Origin of the sequence: Pseudomonas sp. CFBP 13711 (assembly GCF_014842265.1) — a bacterium.
Lineage (GTDB): Bacteria > Pseudomonadota > Gammaproteobacteria > Pseudomonadales > Pseudomonadaceae > Aquipseudomonas.
Window position 1 is genome coordinate 282,900 of the sequence record NZ_JACYVI010000001.1, and the last position, 15,948, is coordinate 298,847.

The following is a 15,948-nucleotide window of genomic DNA, read 5'->3' on the forward strand; positions in this document are numbered from 1 at the left end:
CGTTGACTGACCGGCGCGCTTCAAACCGTACTGCGCAGCCGCGCCAGGTCGCGCAACGGCGGCGCGCCGAACAGGCGGCTGTATTCGCGGCTGAACTGCGAAGCGCTTTCGTAGCCGACCCGGTAACCGGCGGCCGACGCTTCGAGGCCGTCCGCCAGCATCAAGCGCCGGGCCTCCTGCAGACGCAGTTGCTTCTGGTATTGCAGCGGGCTCATGGCCGTGACGGACTTGAAACGGTGGTGCAGCGTGGAGATGCTCAGGTTTACCTCCTTCGCCAGATCCTCAATCCTCAGCGGCTCCTGGAAATGGTCGTTGAGCCACTTGATCGCCTGGGTGACGCGATGGGTCTGGCAGTTGGAGATGGCGATTTCATACAGCCGGTGCCCTTCGCTCCCACGCAGAAGCCGGTAAAGGATCTCCCGATTGATCAGCGGCGCGAGCATGGGAATGTCTTTCGGCGTGTCCAGCAGGCGGATCAGCCGGATGACGGCATCGAGCAGCTGTGAATCGATCCGCTCGACGTACATGCCGCGCCCGCTGTGACGCGTCGGTACGCTCATCGGGCCGGCCTCGGCGATCAATGCGTTGATTTCCACCGGATCGATTTCCAGGCGCAGGGCCAGATGCGGCTCTTCCGGTGTCGCGTAAATCACCTTGCCGCTGATAGGCAGCGCCACCGACAGCACCAGGTAATTGAGCGGGTCGTAGGTGTACAACTCGCCGCCCAGCGTCACGTCCTTGCGGCCTTGGGCCATGATGCACAGCGCCGGTTGCACCAGCCCCGGCACCGATTGCGACGGATGATCGTGGCGAACCATGAACAGCGGCTTGATCACCGTCTGGAAACTGCCATCGGCGGGCGCATGACGGCGGATCAGCTCCGCCAGTTCGGCGCGCTGTTGCGTCATCTGCGCGCTCAGCTCGGCAACAGGTCGAGCATCCGGGGCGGACGGCGCAAGAGCGGATAGCGACATGGGGAATTCCTCTGACAGAGCATTGATGCAGCACAGCTTATTTTTGGGCAAGCGCAAGCGTTAGGCGAATCCTGCCGGATGCTTGCCTGATTCTGTTACCGCTGTGTTGCGTTGCCATGAACGTGCCCTGTTCGCTTGGGATCGTTGCTTGAAAGTCCATGGGCATCACGCGGCGGAGCGGCGAGCCCCGACGTAACGATGAACCTGTCAGCGCAGAATCAGGCAATAACCTGGCAGTAATTGGCTACCGCAGGTCGCGCGCCTGACCCTAACCTTCACTTCCCGTCGCGGCTCGTTTCATGGATTCCCGATCCCGGCGCGCGGCACGCACGCAAAAGACACGCACGCAAAAAAGCAGGAGCGCAGAGCATGCTAAATACTTCAGTTGTGAGCCATTGGGTTTCCGTTCGCGCCCGTGCTGGACGCAGTGCCCAACTGGGTGCCCGTTTGAGCAGTCTGATCAGCCCGTCGGCCGCTGCTGCGGGTTGTCTGCACTTCGCGCTGCAGAAGTCTCTGACCGACGAAGACCTCTGGGTTATCACCGGTACGTGGGCCGACCCTTCCGCGATGAACGACTGGTTTGCCGCGCCTGAACTGAACCTGTTTTCCGAACTGCTGACCGAAATGCTGGTGGCGAGCCTGGACTTTCAAACCTTCGCCACCGTGACGGCGTCTCAGGCACAGGCGGCTCATGCCCCTGAGGGTGCTCGTCTGGCGGGCTGACAGGTTTCGGTGCTTTTGCTCGGGTGCAGGCGATGGGCCTGCGAAGAAAACCTTTCAGGTGTTCGAACGCCTGCGTTTAAAATCTCGCCTTCATTTTTCCAGGCAAGGCGTCGAACCATGGCACGCAAAGAATTCCAGCACCACGAAGCCGTCTCGGCCGCAGTCCCCGGTGACGACGGTTACAGTGCCGCAATCGCCGTCAAGGCCCGGGTCATGGGCGGTGCGCCGACCTTTCACCGCGTGCTCGCCGAACAGAAATTCCCTACCGCGCTCGCCGCTGACGACGCCGCCGTCAAAGAGCTGGAGCGGCTTGCCGACGTCACGCAAGAGGGCGAACTGGTGTTCGCCGAGGATTGATCAGACGTTTGGCCGGTACATTTTGAACAGCGACTCCGCGCTCAGCTGGAAATAGTCAGCCGGGCCGCCGCCGCGCAGGATGGGCTCGCCAGCTGCGGTGTCATACACACCTTCCTTCAGCAGCCGCTTGGCGATATGCACCGCCACCACTTCCCCCAGAATCAGCCAGCTCGGCACGACTTCCTTGTCGGCGCGTTGCAGCTGGATGATCTGCGTCACTTTGCATTCGAACGAAACCGGCGTCTCCTTGACCCTCGGCACGGAAACGATGCGCGACGGTTCTGCGGTCAGGCCAGCCAGCTCGAACTCACTGACGTCCGCCGGCACTGCCGCGCAACTCATGTTCATCTGCTCGGCCAGGCTGCGCGTGGCGAGGTTCCACACGAACTCCCCGGTCTGTTCGATATTGTTCAGGCTGTCTTTGCGACCGATGCTGCAGAACCCGATGATGGGCGGCACATAGTTGAAGGCGTTGAAGAAACTGTAGGGCGCCAGGTTCAGCTTGCCTTCGCCGTCCTGGGACGAGATCCAGCCGATCGGACGTGGGCCGACAATGGCGTTGAACGGGTCGTGGGGCAATCCATGACCTTTGGACGGTTCGTAGAAATGAATATCGTCTGACATGGTGTGTTCCTGAATGAGGGTGTGCCGGCGAGGCGGCCAAGGTATGCGCATGTGCGGCATGCAGGCCGACATAGTGCAAGGCATTGGGTGAGGATTCCAGCAGCCTCCGAACCCCGGGCAAAAAAAAGCCCGACAAGCGTCGGGCTACAAAGGGAGTTCAGGAGGTGAAACATGAAGCGGTAAACATGCAACGGGATGATGCGGGCACCGATTAGCTGGCGCGGTTGGCACCGACGCGATCAGCGCCGTCAGAGGCCAGGCGGTTTGCACCGATGTGATCAGCGCCATCAGCGGCCTGGCGGTTGTTGCCTACGCGGTCAGCGCCGTCGGCGGCAAGACGATTGGCGCCAACGTGGTCAGAACCATCGGAAGCCTGACGATAAGAACCGGTGTGCGACGCATTGGTGTGAGAAGAACCGCCTTCTGCTACGACAGTGCCATTAAATGCAGAGTGCTGTTCGGAAACAGGCAGAGCGAATGCGCTCGATGCCAGGATGGACAGACTAAGACCAAAAATAATATTTGAAGTTTTCATGAGTGTTGCTCCAGTAAGTTCAATAATTAGTTAACTTGGGAATGGAGCCGATATTACGCGCGTACGGATTAAGTTGAAGTTAACGGTATTGGTAACGACCATCGCCAAAAATGATAGTGGGCTGGAGCGCCCGGTTTTAAAGCGTTGCAGAACTTTTTGCGCTGACATGGGGCAATTTTCGCTCGTGATGGCGAATTTGCCTGTTGACTTGGGTGTCATTTGTTTGCTAGCGCGGCGCCCGGGTAGGGGGTCGGCTGGGTATGAGCGTTAGCAGGATTGGGGTGACAAGCTGCTGCGTTCCCGATGGATATCTGCCATGCGCCCAGTCAAACCAAGGGTTTCAGGTTTTTTTACGCAGAAAAATTAAGCCCGGCATTAAGCCGGGCTGAGAGAACGTCATGGATGTATCAGCTCAGGCGATTTGCACCAACATGGTCCGAGCCATCAGCAGCGAGACGATTTGCGCCTACGTGGTCCGAGCCATCAGCGGCCTGGCGGTTTGCACCGACGCGGTCAGCGCCATCAGCAGCGAGACGGTTGGCACCTACGTGGTCCGAACCATCAGCGGCCTGGCGGTTTGCACCGACGCGGTCGGCGCCATCAGCAGCGAGGCGGTTGGCACCTACGTGGTCCGAGCCATCAGCGGCCTGGCGGTTTGCACCGACGCGGTCAGCACCATCAGCAGCGAGGCGGTTGGCACCTACGTGGTCAGAACCGTCAGCAGCGACGCGACCGATATTAGTGTGGGACGAGCCGTTTTCTGCAACGACCGCAGCATTCACCGCGTGGTGCGCATCAACGGCTGGAAGTGCAAAGGCGCTGCTTGCAAGAAGGGAGAAAGCGAGGCCGAAGATCAGTTTGTTAGTTTTCATGGTAGTTGCTCCAGATCGATTTAGTTAGTAGGTAACTCGGTATGGAGTGAACTTTACTCGCCTCTAAATTATTAAGAAGTCAATCGCATTAGTAGCGATCATCGCTGAAATTGATACTGCAAAAAGCGATCGTTATTCATGCACTTAGCCACGCCTGCGAATGCAAAAGGGCAGCTCATGTGAGTGAGCTACCCTTTTTTTCGCCCTCTGTAAGCTGCTCGACAGCTCCGTTTCAGGTCAGTCGGTTTCGATCCGCGAGTGCTTGCGGGTGTCCTTCATGAACACATACACCAGCAGCGACACCGCAATGCAGGCCGTGACGTACCAGTAATAGCCGGTCTCCATGCCAATGCTCTTGAACCACAGCGCGATGTATTCAGCCGTACCGCCGAAGATCGACACCGTCAATGCGTACGGCAGGCCGACGCCCAGGGCGCGGATCTCGGTCGGGAACAGCTCGGCTTTCACCACGGCGTTGATCGACGTATAGCCGCTGACGATGATCAGCGCGGCCATGATCAGGAAGAACGCGCCCCACCAGCTCTGAATGGTGTGCAGGGTGGTGAGGATCGGCACGGTACACAAGGTGCCCAGCACGCCGAAGGCAATCAGGATCGGGCGGCGGCCGACCTTGTCGGACAGCGCGCCGATCACCGGTTGCAACAGCATGAACAGGAACAGCGTCGCGGCAGAAATCGTCGTCGAGTCGGTGATGCTCATGCCCACCGTGTTCACCAGGTACTTCTGCATGTAGGTCGTGTAGGTGTAGAACGCCAGCGTGCCGCCCATGGTCAGGCCGACGACGGTCATCAGCTCTTTCGGATGGCGCATCAATGTGCGCATCAGGCTTTCTTTGGGTTTGTCCTTCTTGCGGGTGAACGACTCGGTTTCCTCCATGCCGCGACGCAGGAACAGCGCCACCACCGCGCACAACGCGCCGATGGCAAACGGGATGCGCCAGCCCCACGTTTGCAGTTGTTCAGTGGTCAGCGTCTGCTGCAGCACGATGAGCACCGCCAGCGCGATGAGCTGGCCGGAGATCAGCGTCACGTACTGAAAGCTGGAGAAGAAGCCCCGGCGTTCCTTGGTCGCCATCTCGCTGAGATAGGTCGCCGAAGTGCCGTACTCGCCACCCACCGACAGGCCCTGCAGCAGGCGCGCGAACACCAGCATGATCGGAGCGCCGACGCCGATGGTTTCATAACCAGGGGTGAGGGCAATGATCAGCGAACCGAAACACATCAACAGCACCGACGCCATCAGCGCGGCCTTGCGGCCTTTGCGGTCTGCGTAGAGGCCCATGAGCCAGCCGCCGATGGGGCGCATGAGAAAGCCCACGGCGAAGATCGCGGCGGTGTTGAGCAACTGGGCGGTGGTGTCGCCCTTGGGGAAGAAGACTTTGGCGAAGTAGAGGGAGAAGGCGGCGTAGACGTACCAGTCGTACCACTCGACCATGTTGCCGACCGAACCGCTGAAAATGGATTTCAGGCGACTTCCGGTGGTTTTCTCGGCGACTGGCGTGGCAGCCGCTCCGTGGGAGGCAGAATTGGGGATGGCCATGGGATTTCCTGCAGGTCATTGTTGTTAGAAGGAACGCATCGAGGCGTTCTGACGACAGTGATAGCAGGAGCTGTGCCAAAAGCTGAAAGGCCCGGAGTAGAGGGGTTGGCGTGAGGTGGATGAGCGGAAATCCGCTTGTTGCGTGAGATGCCTGAGCGAAAATCCGCTCATCGCCGCGATTCTCCTCCCGGCTGAAGCTGGTCCCACTGACACCCCGCGATCATCCTGTAGGACTGTCTTCCGCTAGAAAGTCCTCACGCACCAACCCATGCCGCTGCATTTTTTCATTCAGCGTGCGGCGGGGCAGTTGCAGTTCGTGCATGACTGCCTTGATATCGGCCCGATGGCGTCGCAACGCCGAGCGAATGCAGTGGGCTTCGAAGGCTTCCTGCTGCGCCACCAGCGACTGACCCACCGGGATGCCCTCTGCGGCGGGACCGTCCAGCCCCAGCACCTGGCGCTCGGCGGCATTCGCCAGTTCGCGCACATTCCCCGGCCAGTCGTGGCTGAGCAGATGGCTCAGCTGTTCACCGCTCAGTACCGGCGCGCTGCGGCCTAGGCGCTCTGCCGCATTCCGCGAGAAATGGCTGAACAACATCGGGATGTCTTCTCGCCGTTCACGCAGCGGTGGCAGTCGCAATTCGGCGATGTTCAGTCGATACGCCAGATCCTCGCGGAAACGCCCGGCCCTGGCTTCGTCCAGCAGATCGGGCTTGGTCGCGGCAATGATGCGCACATCAATATCGATGCTCTGGTTCGAACCCAGTCGTTCGATCCGCCGCTCCTGAATCACCCGCAGCAGCTTGACCTGCTGCGCCAGCGGCATGCTCTCGATCTCGTCGAGAAACACCGTGCCGCCGTGGGCATACTCCAGTTTGCCGATGCGCTTGCCCTGGGCCCCGGTGAACGCACCGCTTTCGTGGCCAAACAGCTCGGCTTCGAACAGCTGCTCCGGGATCGCCGCACAGTTCACCGCAACGAAGGGTTTGTCGGCTCGCGGGCCGAAGTCATGCAGGCACCGCGCGACCATTTCCTTGCCGCTGCCGGTCTCGCCGCGAATCAATACGTTAACCGGCAGTGGCGAGAGGTCCATGACCTGCCGCCGCAATGTCTGCATCGTCGGCGACATGCCCAGCAGCGTTGCATCCAGACGCGAGCGGTTATCCGCCCGCTCATGCAAGGCACGGTTTTCCAGCACCAGCGCGCGCTTTTCCAATGCCCGGCGCAAACTGCCGAGCAGGGTCTCCGGGGTGAACGGCTTCTCCAGAAAGTCATAGGCGCCGTCGCGCATGGCGTCCACGGCCATCGGCACGTCGCCGTGGCCGGTCAGCAGGATCACTGGCAAGTCGCGATCCCGCCGCTGCAACTCGGCCAGCAACTGCAAACCATCCATGCCGGGCATGCGCACATCGCTGAGGACCACGCCGGGAAAGTGCTCGGGCAGCTGCGCCAGGCATTCCTCGGCGCGGCTGAACAGGCGCACCTCGAACCCGGACAGCGTGAGCCATTGCTCCACCGCTTCCCGAATGGGCGCCTCGTCATCCACCACGATTACCGAGTTCAGCATGGGGCGTCGGCCTCCGGGGCCTGGGTCAGACAGAAGAAAAACCGCGCGCCGTTGTTGACGTTTTCGGCGCTGAGCCGGCCGCCCAGTTCATGCACGATGGCGAACGACACCGCGAGGCCCAGGCCCAGACCGTCGCCCACCGGTTTGGTGGTGAAAAACGGATCGAAGACGTTGGCCAGATGCTCTTCGGCGATTCCGCCGCCACTGTCGATGACCGAAACACACCAATGCTCGCTCTGCGCGTCGATGCGAATTTCCAGACGCTTGAGGGGTTTGTCGCCCATCGCGTCCAGGGCGTTGCGCATCAGGTTGATCAGCACCTGTTCCAGCCGAATCGCGTCGCCGCGCACCCAGGCCGGACGCGTCAGGTCGAGCACGCAGCTGACGCGCTCTTCACGAATTCGTGCGTCCAGCAACAGCAGCGCCTGATCGACCACGGTGGCCAGATCAAGGCGTTCGCGCAGGCCGCTGGGGCTTTTGCGGGCGAAGGTTTTCAGGTGGCCGGTGAGCGCGGCCATGCGGGTCAATTGCTGATCGAGCAGGCTCAGCGCCTTGTACGCATCGTCGACACGGCCATGCTCCAGCAACAGGCGCAGGGTCGCGAGTTGCATGCGCTGGGCCGTCAGCGGCTGGTTGATTTCGTGGGCGAGGGCGGCAGACATCTGCCCGAGGGCCGCCAGCTTGGTCGACTGCACCAGACCGTCCTGCGCCGTTTGCAGGTCCCGCGTGCGTTCCTCGACCAAGCGTTCGAGCTCTTCGCGACTGCGCTGGCGCACGCGGCCAAGGCGCCAGCGCTGGTACAGAAACAGCCCGAGAAACACCAGTGTCAGCCAGATGCCTGCCGCAGCGAGACCGGCATTGCGCACGTCTTCACTGGCGGCCTGCGGTTTGCGCAGGAGGTGCAAGGTCCAACCCTCGGTCGGCAGCGGCATTGACTGCCACAAGAAATCGGTCTGCTCGTTGGGGGCGTCAACACGGCTGAGATGGCTGTTTTCGCCGAACGTGTGCAGCAGCTCCTGATGCAAGGGCGTCAGCGGCTGCTTGTCGTACTGACGCGTGCTCGCCAGTTCGGCGCGGTCCTGCTCGGTCAGCGGCCGCAGGGCCCGATAGCGCCAGCCCGGCTGATTGGCGATGAAGACGATGCCCTTGGCGTCGCTGACCAGCAGCAGGTCATCGTTTTGCGCCCAAGTGTGTTCAAGGTCCGGAAACTCCAGCTTGACCACCATCGCCCCGATGAACTGCCCGGCTTCGTCGCGCACCGCGTTCGACAGGAAATACCCCGGGATGCCGCTGGTCACGCCGACCGCATAAAAGCGTCCGATGCCAGTGGCGCGGGTTTGCGTGAAGTAGGGGCGGAAGCCGTAGTTGTGGCCCACGTAGCTGCTCGGCAGACGCCAGTTGCTGGCGCCGACGGCGAGGCCGTTGCGGTCAAGCAGTTCGAGGGTGGAGGACTGGGCAGCGCCGTTGATCTGCTCCAGTTTGAGATTGAGCGCCTGGGTGGTGTCGGCGCTGACCGGTCCGCTCAGCGCCGTCCGCAGTTGAGGATCAAGGGCCAGAACGGCCGGCAGAGCCCGGTAGCGCTCGATCAGGGTCTGCAGTGTGTTGGCGTAGAGCGCCAGCCGATCTTTAGAGCGGCCAGCGTCGTCTTCCAGGGCATGCCGCTGAGCCTGATGCATCGCCAGCGTCGCCGCAATGACGGTACCGGCGAAGATCAGCAACACATAGAGCACAAGGCGGACGGAACGGGGCATGGGCATGACCTCCTTTCAGTGGCTGGCGCATTCGCCCCGGATTCCTGCCTTACAGCAAATTGAACGTCGTCTCTTTCACGTTCTCCGAATCCAGGCCGATCATCAGCTTGAACTCGCCCGCCTCGGCCGCGTACTTCAGCGACGGGTTGAAGAACTTCAGGTCTTCTTCGGTCAGGGTGAAGCTCACGGATTTCTCTTCCCCGGGGTTCAGCATGACTTTCTGGAAATTCTTCAGCTCTTTGACCGGGCGGCTGATCGATGCGGCGACGTCGCGCAGGTACAGCTGAACCACGGTTTCACCGGCGACCTTGCCGGTGTTCTTGACCATGACGCTGGCAGTCAGCTTGTCCTTGCGGGTCATCTTGTTGATCGACAGGGTGATGTCCGACACGCTGAACTGCGTGTAGCTCAGACCATAACCGAACGGGAACAGCGGGCTGGTCGGCTCTTCGAAGTAGTTCGAGGTGTAGTTCGAGTCGTTCGGGCGGTACGGGCGACCGGTGTTCAGGTGGTTGTAATAGGCTGGCACCTGACCCACGGAGCGTGGGAAGGTCATCGGCAGTTTGCCGGACGGGTTGTAGTCGCCGAACAGCACGTCAGCCAAGGCATTGCCGCCTTCTGTGCCGAGGAACCAGCTTTCCACCATGGCGTCGGCCAGTTCGTTTTCTTCACCCAGCGCCAGCGGCCGACCATTCATCAGCACCAGCACCAGCGGTTTGCCTGTGGCCTTGAGCGCGCGGATCAGGTCCCGTTGACGGCCCGGTATTACCAGGTCGACACGGCTCGCCGCTTCGTGGGACATGTTGCGCGACTCACCCACAACGGCAACCACCACGTCCGCCTGCTGCGCGGCCTTGACCGCTTCGTCGATCATCTCCTGCTCGGGACGCGGGTCGATGGCGATCTGGTCGTCCATCTTGTTCAGGTAAGTGATGGCGTGCTGGTTGTCGGTGATGTTGGAGCCCAGTGCATAAACCAGCTTGGCCTTGTCACCGACCGCCGCCGCAATGCCGTCATAAGCGTTGACGGTCTGACGCGCCAGCCCGGCCGCTGACCAACTGCCCATCATGTCCATCGAGCTCTTGGCCAGCGGACCGATCACGGCGATGGTGCCTTGCTTCTTCAGCGGCAGGGTGTCGTTCTGGTTCTTCAGCAGCACGACGCTCTTGCGCGCAACGTCGCGGGCTTCGGCACGGTGCAGACGGTTTTCGGCGTTGCGGTCGGCCGGGTCATCCACTGCCGCGCCGATGCGCAGGTACGGGTTGGCGAACAGGCCCATTTCCCACTTGGCGCCGAGCACTTCACGCACGGCGTTATCGACTTCTTTGACCGACACTTCGCCGCTCTTTACCAGGTCCGGCAGTTCTTCGCCGTAGGCCTTGTCGTTCATGCTCAGGTCGACGCCGGCCTTGATCGCCAGCTTGGCGGCTTCGCGGAAGTCCTTGGCCACGCCGTGGTCGATCAATTCCTTGATCGCGCCGTGGTCGCTGACGGTAACGCCCTTGAAGCCCCAATCCCTGCGCAAGACATCCTGCAGCAGCCAGGCGTTGGACGTGGAAGGCACGCCGTTGATGGAATTGAGCGCGATCATCACGCCGCCTGCGCCGGCATCAATCGATGCGCGGTAGGGCGGCAGGTAGTCCTGCTGCATGCGCACCGGGCTCATGTCGACGGTGTTGTAGTCGCGACCGCCCTCGACCGCGCCATACAGGGCGAAGTGTTTGACCACCGCCATGATGCTGTTGGGCGCCTGCATGCTGGTGCCCTGAAACGCGCGGGTCATGGTGGCGGAGATGCGCGACACCAGGTAGGTGTCTTCGCCGAAGCCTTCGGAGCTGCGGCCCCAGCGCGCGTCGCGGGTGATGTCGACCATGGGCGCGAAGGTCATGTCCACGCCGTCGGCGGCGGCTTCGATCGCTGACACGCGACCGGTGCGGGTGATGGCGTTCATATCCCAGGTCGACGCGAGACCCAGGCTGATCGGGAATACGGTGCGCTGGCCGTGGACGACGTCGTAGGCGAAGAACATGGGGATCTTGTTGCGGCTGTGCCCGGCGGCGTCCTGCATGGCGCGGTTGTCCGGCAGCACGACGGAGTTGAACGTGCCGCCGATGCGGCCTGCGGTGATTTCCTTGAGAATTTCCGGCTTGGGCATCTCCGGGCCGATGCTGATCAGGCGCAGTTGACCGATCTTCTCCTCCAGGGTCATTTGCTTCATCAGGTTGGCGATGAATGCATTCTTGGCTTGCAGCGTGGAGGGGGTGCCAACGCCAGTGGTGGCGTTTTCGGCCCAGGCGGACTGACTGACCAGGCCGATGACGAGACTCAGGAAACACAGCTTATTCATGAATGGTTTTCTCAAGGCGTTGCCGGCAACTCGCACGTAATACCGGTCAGCCGTTGTTATAGGTGTCGAACCTTTGGTTTTTTATTGTCGTCAGGACGGCAACGCCGCTGAACTCCTGCCTCATATGAGCATCAGTAGCGCAACGAGTTTTATCTGATTGTGGCCCGGCAATCCAGAGCCCCGACAACGCGATGGGGCGGGATTATGCCGGGGATCGTCCGGTTTGGCTAAAGTCATGACTGACAGGATTAACTATTGATGAGTACAGGGAGCACGCACGCCATGCAAACAGAGCGTTATGACTACAGCCGGGGCAGTCGTTACAAATTGTCACTGGCGTTGATGATGCTGCTGACGACCCTGTTGTCCGGCTGCGGGATCAACAACATTCCGACCTACGACGAGCAGGTCAAGGCTGCCTGGGCCCAGGTGCAGAACCAGTATCAGCGCCGCGCCGACCTGATCCCCAACTTGGTGGAAACGGTGAAGGGCTACGCCAAGCAAGAGCAGGACACCCTGACCGCAGTCATCGAAGCGCGTGCCAAGGCGACGTCGATTCAGGTGGACGCCAGTACGCTGAACGATCCGGCCAAGCTCAAGCAGTTCCAGGACGCACAAGGTCAGCTGACCGGCGCATTGAGCCGTTTGATGGTGGTCTCGGAGCGCTATCCGGACCTCAAATCCAACCAGAACTTCCTCGCGCTGCAGTCCCAGCTTGAAGGCACGGAAAACCGTATCGCGGTGGCCCGTCGCGACTTCATCACGGCGGTCGAGCGTTACAACACCGAGATCCGCACCTTCCCGGGCCGTCTGTGGCATACCGTGATGTACAGCGATCTGCCGGTGCGTCCGAACTTCGAAGCCACTGCCGCTGACGCTGACAAAGCGCCACAAGTGAAATTCTGATGGGACGCGCGCGGCGGGGAGTGCTGGTCGCGTTACTGGCGATGTCGGTGGGCGTATTTGCCCAGTGGGCGCAAGCCGACCTCACGTTTCCGCCGCTGACCGGGCGCGTCGTTGACACCGCCGGGATGATCGACGGCCCGAGCAAAGAGCATCTCGAACAGATGCTGCGCGCCCATGAAGAGCTGACCACCGAGCAGGTGGTGGTGGTCACATTGCCAGACCTGCAGGGCTCGACCATTGAGGACTACGGCTATCAGCTCGGTCGTCACTGGGGCATCGGCCAGAAGGGCAAGGACAATGGCGCGCTGCTGGTGGTGGCCCGGGACGAGCGCAAGGTGCGCATCGAAGTGGGTTACGGCCTTGAAGATCGTCTGACGGATGCGCAGTCGTCGGTGATCATCAGTCAGATCATCATCCCGGCGTTCCGCCAGGGCGATTTTGTCGGCGGTATCACCAAAGGTGCCGAGGCGATGGTCCAGGTGCTCGGCGGCGATCCCCTTGCCGAACCCGCAGTTGGCGCCACCGGCAGCGCAGCGGCAAGCGAGGACGAAGGCGTCGACTGGAAAGTGACCCTGCTGTTTCTGGTGCTGTTCGTGGTCATCAGTTACATCAGCGCCCGTTCCGGGCGTGGCAGGTCCATCGGCTCCGGTGGCGGCGGCTTTGGCGGTTTCGGCTCTGGCGGCTCAGGGGGCTTCGGTTCTGGCGGCTCTGGCGGTTCGAGCTCGGGCGGTATGCGCGGTGGCGGTGGTGGATTTGGCGGGGGCGGTGCCTCCGGTGGCTGGTAGTTGTTCGCTCAGGAAGGGTTTGCTTGCATGACATTGCTCAATAAAGACGAACAACAGCGGGTTGCCCACGCCATCGAGACCGTCGAGCGTCAGACCGACGCGGAACTGGTGACGGTGCTGGCCACCAGCGCTGACGACTACACCTACGTGCCGCTGATCTGGGCCGGGGTCATCGCGTTGCTCGTACCGGGGCTGATCAACCTGCTGACGGGCTGGCTCAGCGCCAATCATCTGCTGCTGGTGCAGGTTGTCACGTTCATCGTGGTGGCGCTGGTGTGCCGGCTGCCGGGCATCACCACGCGGCTGGTGCCTGTTCGCGTGCGGCACTGGCGGGCGGGCAATCTGGCGCGTCGGCAGTTTCTTGAACAGAACCTGCACGCCACCGCCAATGGCACCGGCGTGCTGATTTTTGTTAGCGAGGCCGAGCGTTATGTCGAGATCATCGTCGACGACGGCATCGCCCGGCGCGTGGACAACGAAGCCTGGCGCTCGATGGTCGAGACCTTCACCCGGCAGGTGAAGGACGGCCGGATTGTGGAAGGTTTTATGGGGTGCATTACTTCGTGCGGCGAGGTGCTGAGCGAGCAGGTGCCCGTGACCCAGGCGCGCAACGAGTTGCCAAACCGGTTAGTGGTGTTGGAGTGATCTGATCGTTCCCGCGCTCCGCGGGGGAATGCCTCTGCTGACCTCCGCGTCATTTAATTGCACCTACCGCTCTCGACCCGCCTAAAATAGCGCCTCGCATTTCCGCTCCCGAGGCGCTTTCTGATGTCCGTTACCGCACCCGCCACCGTTCCTGCGCAGGATCACCGCGCTCAGTTCCTGAGTCTGCTTGACACCTGTCTGACGCAAAATTCGCTGATCAAACTGGTGCTGGCCAAGTACGTCGGAAGCGAAGCGGAGTTGCAGCGGGTCATCATCAAGCCCGTCACGGTCAAGGATCAGCCGTGCCTGTCCTTCGTCTATCGCTACAAGACCCGCGACATCACCAAGAATCACCCCCTCGCCGAGGCGCAGACGCTGATCGCCAGCCTGCTGCCCGAGTCCTTCAAGAACGCTCATCTGCTGTCACTCACCGATGAAGTGCAGCTGGAGTTCAGCAAGAAGGGCAAGAGCACGCTATTCCGCAACAAGGCCCAGCAGGAGCGCGAAGCCCCGACCGCCGAGCATGACCGCGAGAAAAAGCGTTACCTGGAACTGAGCCGGCCATTCCTGACCGATCTTGGCGTGACCAACAAGCAGCACGAGCTGATTCCGGCGATGTCACGCAAGTGGAAGCAGATCAACAAGTTCATCGAGGTGTTTTCCCACGCGCTGGCGACCTCGCCGATCACGCTGGACAAACCGGTGACGGTCGCGGATTTCGGCTCGGGCAAGGGTTATCTGACTTTCGCCATCCACGATTACCTGCGCAACACCTTGCAGGCTGAAGGCAACGTCACCGGCGTCGAGCTGCGCGAGGACATGGTCACGCTGTGCAACAACGCTGCCGCGCGGCTGGAGCATCCGGGGCTGGTGTTCAAGTGCGGTGACGTGCGTTCGGTGGCGCCCAGCGAACTGGACGTGATGATCGCCTTGCACGCCTGCGACATCGCCACCGACTACGCGATTCACACCGGTATCCGCTCGGGCGCCTCGATCATCATGTGCTCGCCGTGCTGCCACAAACAGATCCGCCTGCAGATCCAGAGCCCGACGCTGCTCAAGCCGATGCTGCAATACGGTTTGCACATGGGCCAGCAGGCCGAAATGGTCACCGATGCCTTGCGAGCGTTGCTGCTGGAAGCGTGCGGCTATGAAACCAAGGTCTTCGAGTTCATCTCGCTAGAGCACACCAACAAGAACAAGATGATTCTGGCGGTCAAGCGCGCCGCCCCGGCGGATCCTGCCGAGCTGCTGGCAAAGATCCAGGAATTGAAAGTGTTCTACGGCATTCAGGAGCAGTGCCTGGAGCGCTTGCTCCAGGCGGATGGCCTGCTGGGTTAGACGCGAGCGGCGGCGACCGGCTTGGGCGCGATCACCGCCGTTTTACGCCCGATGGCCAGCGTGACCACGACACCGGCGGCGAAGATCCAGGTCGTCGGATCAATGTGCTCACCGAAAAACAGCGCTGAAAAGGCCATGGTGAAGAACAGCTGCACCAGCTGAATCTGGCTGACCCGCGCGATGCCGCCCATGGCCAGCCCGGCGTACCAGGCGAAGAATCCGATGAATTGCGAGAACAGCGACACGTACCCGAAGGCCCACCAGGTGCCGGGAGAAATCGGGCCCTGGTGCTGCCACGCCAGATAGCTGACGGGCACGATCAATACCGGGATCGAAATGACCAGCGCCCAGCAGATGACCTGCCAGCCACCCATCTCCTTGGCCAGACGGCCACCTTCGGCATAACCCAGCCCGCCAATCGCCACTGCGGCGACCATCAGCACATCACCGGCCTGAAGATTGCCGGCCCCGCTGATCAGCGCGTAACTCAGCACCAGAACGCTGCCCATGGCCGCGCAGGCCCAGAAGGCTTTCGACGGTCGCTCATGGGAGAGCCATGCGGCGTAGATGGCGACCAGCAGTGGTTGCAGGCCATTGACCAGCGCGCCGTGGGAGGCGGGCAGGGTTTTCATGGCCCAGGCTGACAGCACCGGGAAACCGACGATCACCCCCAGCGCCACCACCATCAGCGCCTTGAACTGCGCGCGGGTCGGCCATTTTTCTCTGCGCCACAGCAGTAACGCCGCCGCTGGCACCGCCGCGAACAGGGCGCGGCCCAGGCCGTTGAGCAAAGGATGGATTTCCTGCACCACGATGCGGGTCATGGGCAGCGTCAGGCTGAAGATCACCACGCCGATCAGTCCGAGGACCATTCCGGTGTTTTCACGAGAGGACATAAGGGGGCGTGCCTTGTTTTTGTTGGTGCGAAACGCGTGCTCATTCAGCCACAGAGGCGGCATGG

At 61.5% G+C, this 15,948-nt stretch carries 15 protein-coding genes; 6 read left to right on the forward strand and 9 right to left on the reverse strand.

All coding sequences use genetic code 11. From position 1 onward, the window contains the following. Positions 1 to 20: 20 nt before the first annotated feature. On the reverse strand, positions 21 to 974 hold the full coding sequence (locus IFT47_RS01330; RefSeq protein WP_192171682.1) for an AraC family transcriptional regulator: 954 nt from the start codon (positions 972 to 974) through the stop codon (positions 21 to 23). Between the two features lie 369 nt (positions 975 to 1,343). Between IFT47_RS01330 and IFT47_RS01335 the strand changes: the two genes are divergently transcribed. Then, positions 1,344 to 1,697 (forward strand): antibiotic biosynthesis monooxygenase family protein, encoded by a 354-nt coding sequence (locus IFT47_RS01335; protein ID WP_192171681.1) that lies wholly within the window; start codon positions 1,344 to 1,346, stop codon positions 1,695 to 1,697. Between the two features lie 117 nt (positions 1,698 to 1,814). Further along, positions 1,815 to 2,054 carry a hypothetical protein gene (locus tag IFT47_RS01340; protein ID WP_192171680.1) on the forward strand — a complete coding sequence of 80 codons (240 nt, stop codon included), beginning with the start codon at positions 1,815 to 1,817 and terminating at the stop codon, positions 2,052 to 2,054. Here the strand turns inward: IFT47_RS01340 and IFT47_RS01345 are convergent, their stop codons facing one another. From IFT47_RS01345 to bglX, 7 genes are all read right to left on the reverse strand, one after another. Next, positions 2,055 to 2,678 (reverse strand): flavin reductase family protein, encoded by a 624-nt coding sequence (locus IFT47_RS01345; RefSeq protein WP_192171679.1) that lies wholly within the window; start codon positions 2,676 to 2,678, stop codon positions 2,055 to 2,057. A gap of 211 nt (positions 2,679 to 2,889) precedes the next feature. Then, on the reverse strand, positions 2,890 to 3,213 hold the full coding sequence (locus IFT47_RS01350; protein ID WP_192171678.1) for a hypothetical protein: 324 nt from the start codon (positions 3,211 to 3,213) through the stop codon (positions 2,890 to 2,892). 407 nt (positions 3,214 to 3,620) lie between these two features. Beyond that, a complete protein-coding gene (locus tag IFT47_RS27920; RefSeq protein WP_192171677.1) occupies positions 3,621 to 4,085 on the reverse strand; it encodes a hypothetical protein in 465 nt (154 codons plus the stop codon). Positions 4,086 to 4,322: 237 nt separating this feature from the next. Continuing rightward, complete coding sequence (locus tag IFT47_RS01360; RefSeq protein ID WP_192171676.1) at positions 4,323 to 5,645, reverse strand: MFS transporter; 1,323 nt, start codon at positions 5,643 to 5,645, stop codon at positions 4,323 to 4,325. A gap of 220 nt (positions 5,646 to 5,865) precedes the next feature. Next, the gene (locus IFT47_RS01365) at positions 5,866 to 7,212 is read right to left on the reverse strand and encodes a sigma-54-dependent transcriptional regulator (protein WP_192171675.1); all 1,347 of its coding nucleotides are present in this window, start codon (positions 7,210 to 7,212) and stop codon (positions 5,866 to 5,868) included. Further along, positions 7,206 to 8,969 (reverse strand): sensor histidine kinase, encoded by a 1,764-nt coding sequence (locus IFT47_RS01370; protein WP_192171674.1) that lies wholly within the window; start codon positions 8,967 to 8,969, stop codon positions 7,206 to 7,208. Before IFT47_RS01370 ends, IFT47_RS01365 begins: the two co-directional genes overlap by 7 nt. 43 nt (positions 8,970 to 9,012) lie before the next feature. Next, on the reverse strand, positions 9,013 to 11,310 hold the full coding sequence (gene bglX, locus IFT47_RS01375) for a beta-glucosidase BglX (RefSeq protein WP_192171673.1): 2,298 nt from the start codon (positions 11,308 to 11,310) through the stop codon (positions 9,013 to 9,015). Between the two features lie 282 nt (positions 11,311 to 11,592). Here bglX and IFT47_RS01380 point away from each other — a divergent pair, with 282 nt between their 5' ends. The 4 genes from IFT47_RS01380 to IFT47_RS01395 all read left to right on the forward strand — a co-directional run bounded on the left by IFT47_RS01380 (position 11,593) and on the right by IFT47_RS01395 (position 14,987). Beyond that, the gene (locus IFT47_RS01380) at positions 11,593 to 12,216 is read left to right on the forward strand and encodes a LemA family protein (RefSeq protein WP_192171672.1); all 624 of its coding nucleotides are present in this window, start codon (positions 11,593 to 11,595) and stop codon (positions 12,214 to 12,216) included. Next, entirely contained in the window at positions 12,216 to 13,001 is a 786-nt protein-coding gene (locus IFT47_RS01385) for a TPM domain-containing protein (RefSeq protein ID WP_192171671.1), read from the forward strand. Before IFT47_RS01380 ends, IFT47_RS01385 begins: the two co-directional genes overlap by 1 nt. A gap of 27 nt (positions 13,002 to 13,028) precedes the next feature. Next, positions 13,029 to 13,646: a TPM domain-containing protein gene (locus tag IFT47_RS01390; protein ID WP_192171670.1), complete on the forward strand. Its 618-nt coding sequence runs from the start codon at positions 13,029 to 13,031 to the stop codon at positions 13,644 to 13,646. 123 nt (positions 13,647 to 13,769) lie between these two features. Then, positions 13,770 to 14,987, forward strand: coding sequence for a class I SAM-dependent methyltransferase (locus IFT47_RS01395; RefSeq protein ID WP_192171669.1), 1,218 nt, complete (start codon positions 13,770 to 13,772; stop codon positions 14,985 to 14,987). On the opposite strand, the gene IFT47_RS01400 is transcribed toward IFT47_RS01395, so the two are convergent. Next, positions 14,984 to 15,883 carry a DMT family transporter gene (locus tag IFT47_RS01400; protein ID WP_192171668.1) on the reverse strand — a complete coding sequence of 300 codons (900 nt, stop codon included), beginning with the start codon at positions 15,881 to 15,883 and terminating at the stop codon, positions 14,984 to 14,986. The genes IFT47_RS01395 and IFT47_RS01400 overlap by 4 nt on opposite strands. Between the last annotated feature and the right edge of the window lie 65 nt (positions 15,884 to 15,948).

What these genes read in the sequence shown, in the direction of transcription:
- IFT47_RS01330 (WP_192171682.1), bottom strand. Translation starts at nt 974, where the DNA reads ATGTCGCTATCCGCTCTTGCGCCGTCCGCCCCGGATGCTCGACCTGTT.
- IFT47_RS01335 (WP_192171681.1), top strand. Translation starts at nt 1,344, where the DNA reads ATGCTAAATACTTCAGTTGTGAGCCATTGGGTTTCCGTTCGCGCCCGT.
- IFT47_RS01340 (WP_192171680.1), top strand. Translation starts at nt 1,815, where the DNA reads ATGGCACGCAAAGAATTCCAGCACCACGAAGCCGTCTCGGCCGCAGTC.
- IFT47_RS01345 (WP_192171679.1), bottom strand. Translation starts at nt 2,678, where the DNA reads ATGTCAGACGATATTCATTTCTACGAACCGTCCAAAGGTCATGGATTG.
- IFT47_RS01350 (WP_192171678.1), bottom strand. Translation starts at nt 3,213, where the DNA reads ATGAAAACTTCAAATATTATTTTTGGTCTTAGTCTGTCCATCCTGGCA.
- IFT47_RS27920 (WP_192171677.1), bottom strand. Translation starts at nt 4,085, where the DNA reads ATGAAAACTAACAAACTGATCTTCGGCCTCGCTTTCTCCCTTCTTGCA.
- IFT47_RS01360 (WP_192171676.1), bottom strand. Translation starts at nt 5,645, where the DNA reads ATGGCCATCCCCAATTCTGCCTCCCACGGAGCGGCTGCCACGCCAGTC.
- IFT47_RS01365 (WP_192171675.1), bottom strand. Translation starts at nt 7,212, where the DNA reads ATGCTGAACTCGGTAATCGTGGTGGATGACGAGGCGCCCATTCGGGAA.
- IFT47_RS01370 (WP_192171674.1), bottom strand. Translation starts at nt 8,969, where the DNA reads ATGCCCATGCCCCGTTCCGTCCGCCTTGTGCTCTATGTGTTGCTGATC.
- bglX (WP_192171673.1), bottom strand. Translation starts at nt 11,310, where the DNA reads ATGAATAAGCTGTGTTTCCTGAGTCTCGTCATCGGCCTGGTCAGTCAG.
- IFT47_RS01380 (WP_192171672.1), top strand. Translation starts at nt 11,593, where the DNA reads ATGCAAACAGAGCGTTATGACTACAGCCGGGGCAGTCGTTACAAATTG.
- IFT47_RS01385 (WP_192171671.1), top strand. Translation starts at nt 12,216, where the DNA reads ATGGGACGCGCGCGGCGGGGAGTGCTGGTCGCGTTACTGGCGATGTCG.
- IFT47_RS01390 (WP_192171670.1), top strand. Translation starts at nt 13,029, where the DNA reads ATGACATTGCTCAATAAAGACGAACAACAGCGGGTTGCCCACGCCATC.
- IFT47_RS01395 (WP_192171669.1), top strand. Translation starts at nt 13,770, where the DNA reads ATGTCCGTTACCGCACCCGCCACCGTTCCTGCGCAGGATCACCGCGCT.
- IFT47_RS01400 (WP_192171668.1), bottom strand. Translation starts at nt 15,883, where the DNA reads ATGTCCTCTCGTGAAAACACCGGAATGGTCCTCGGACTGATCGGCGTG.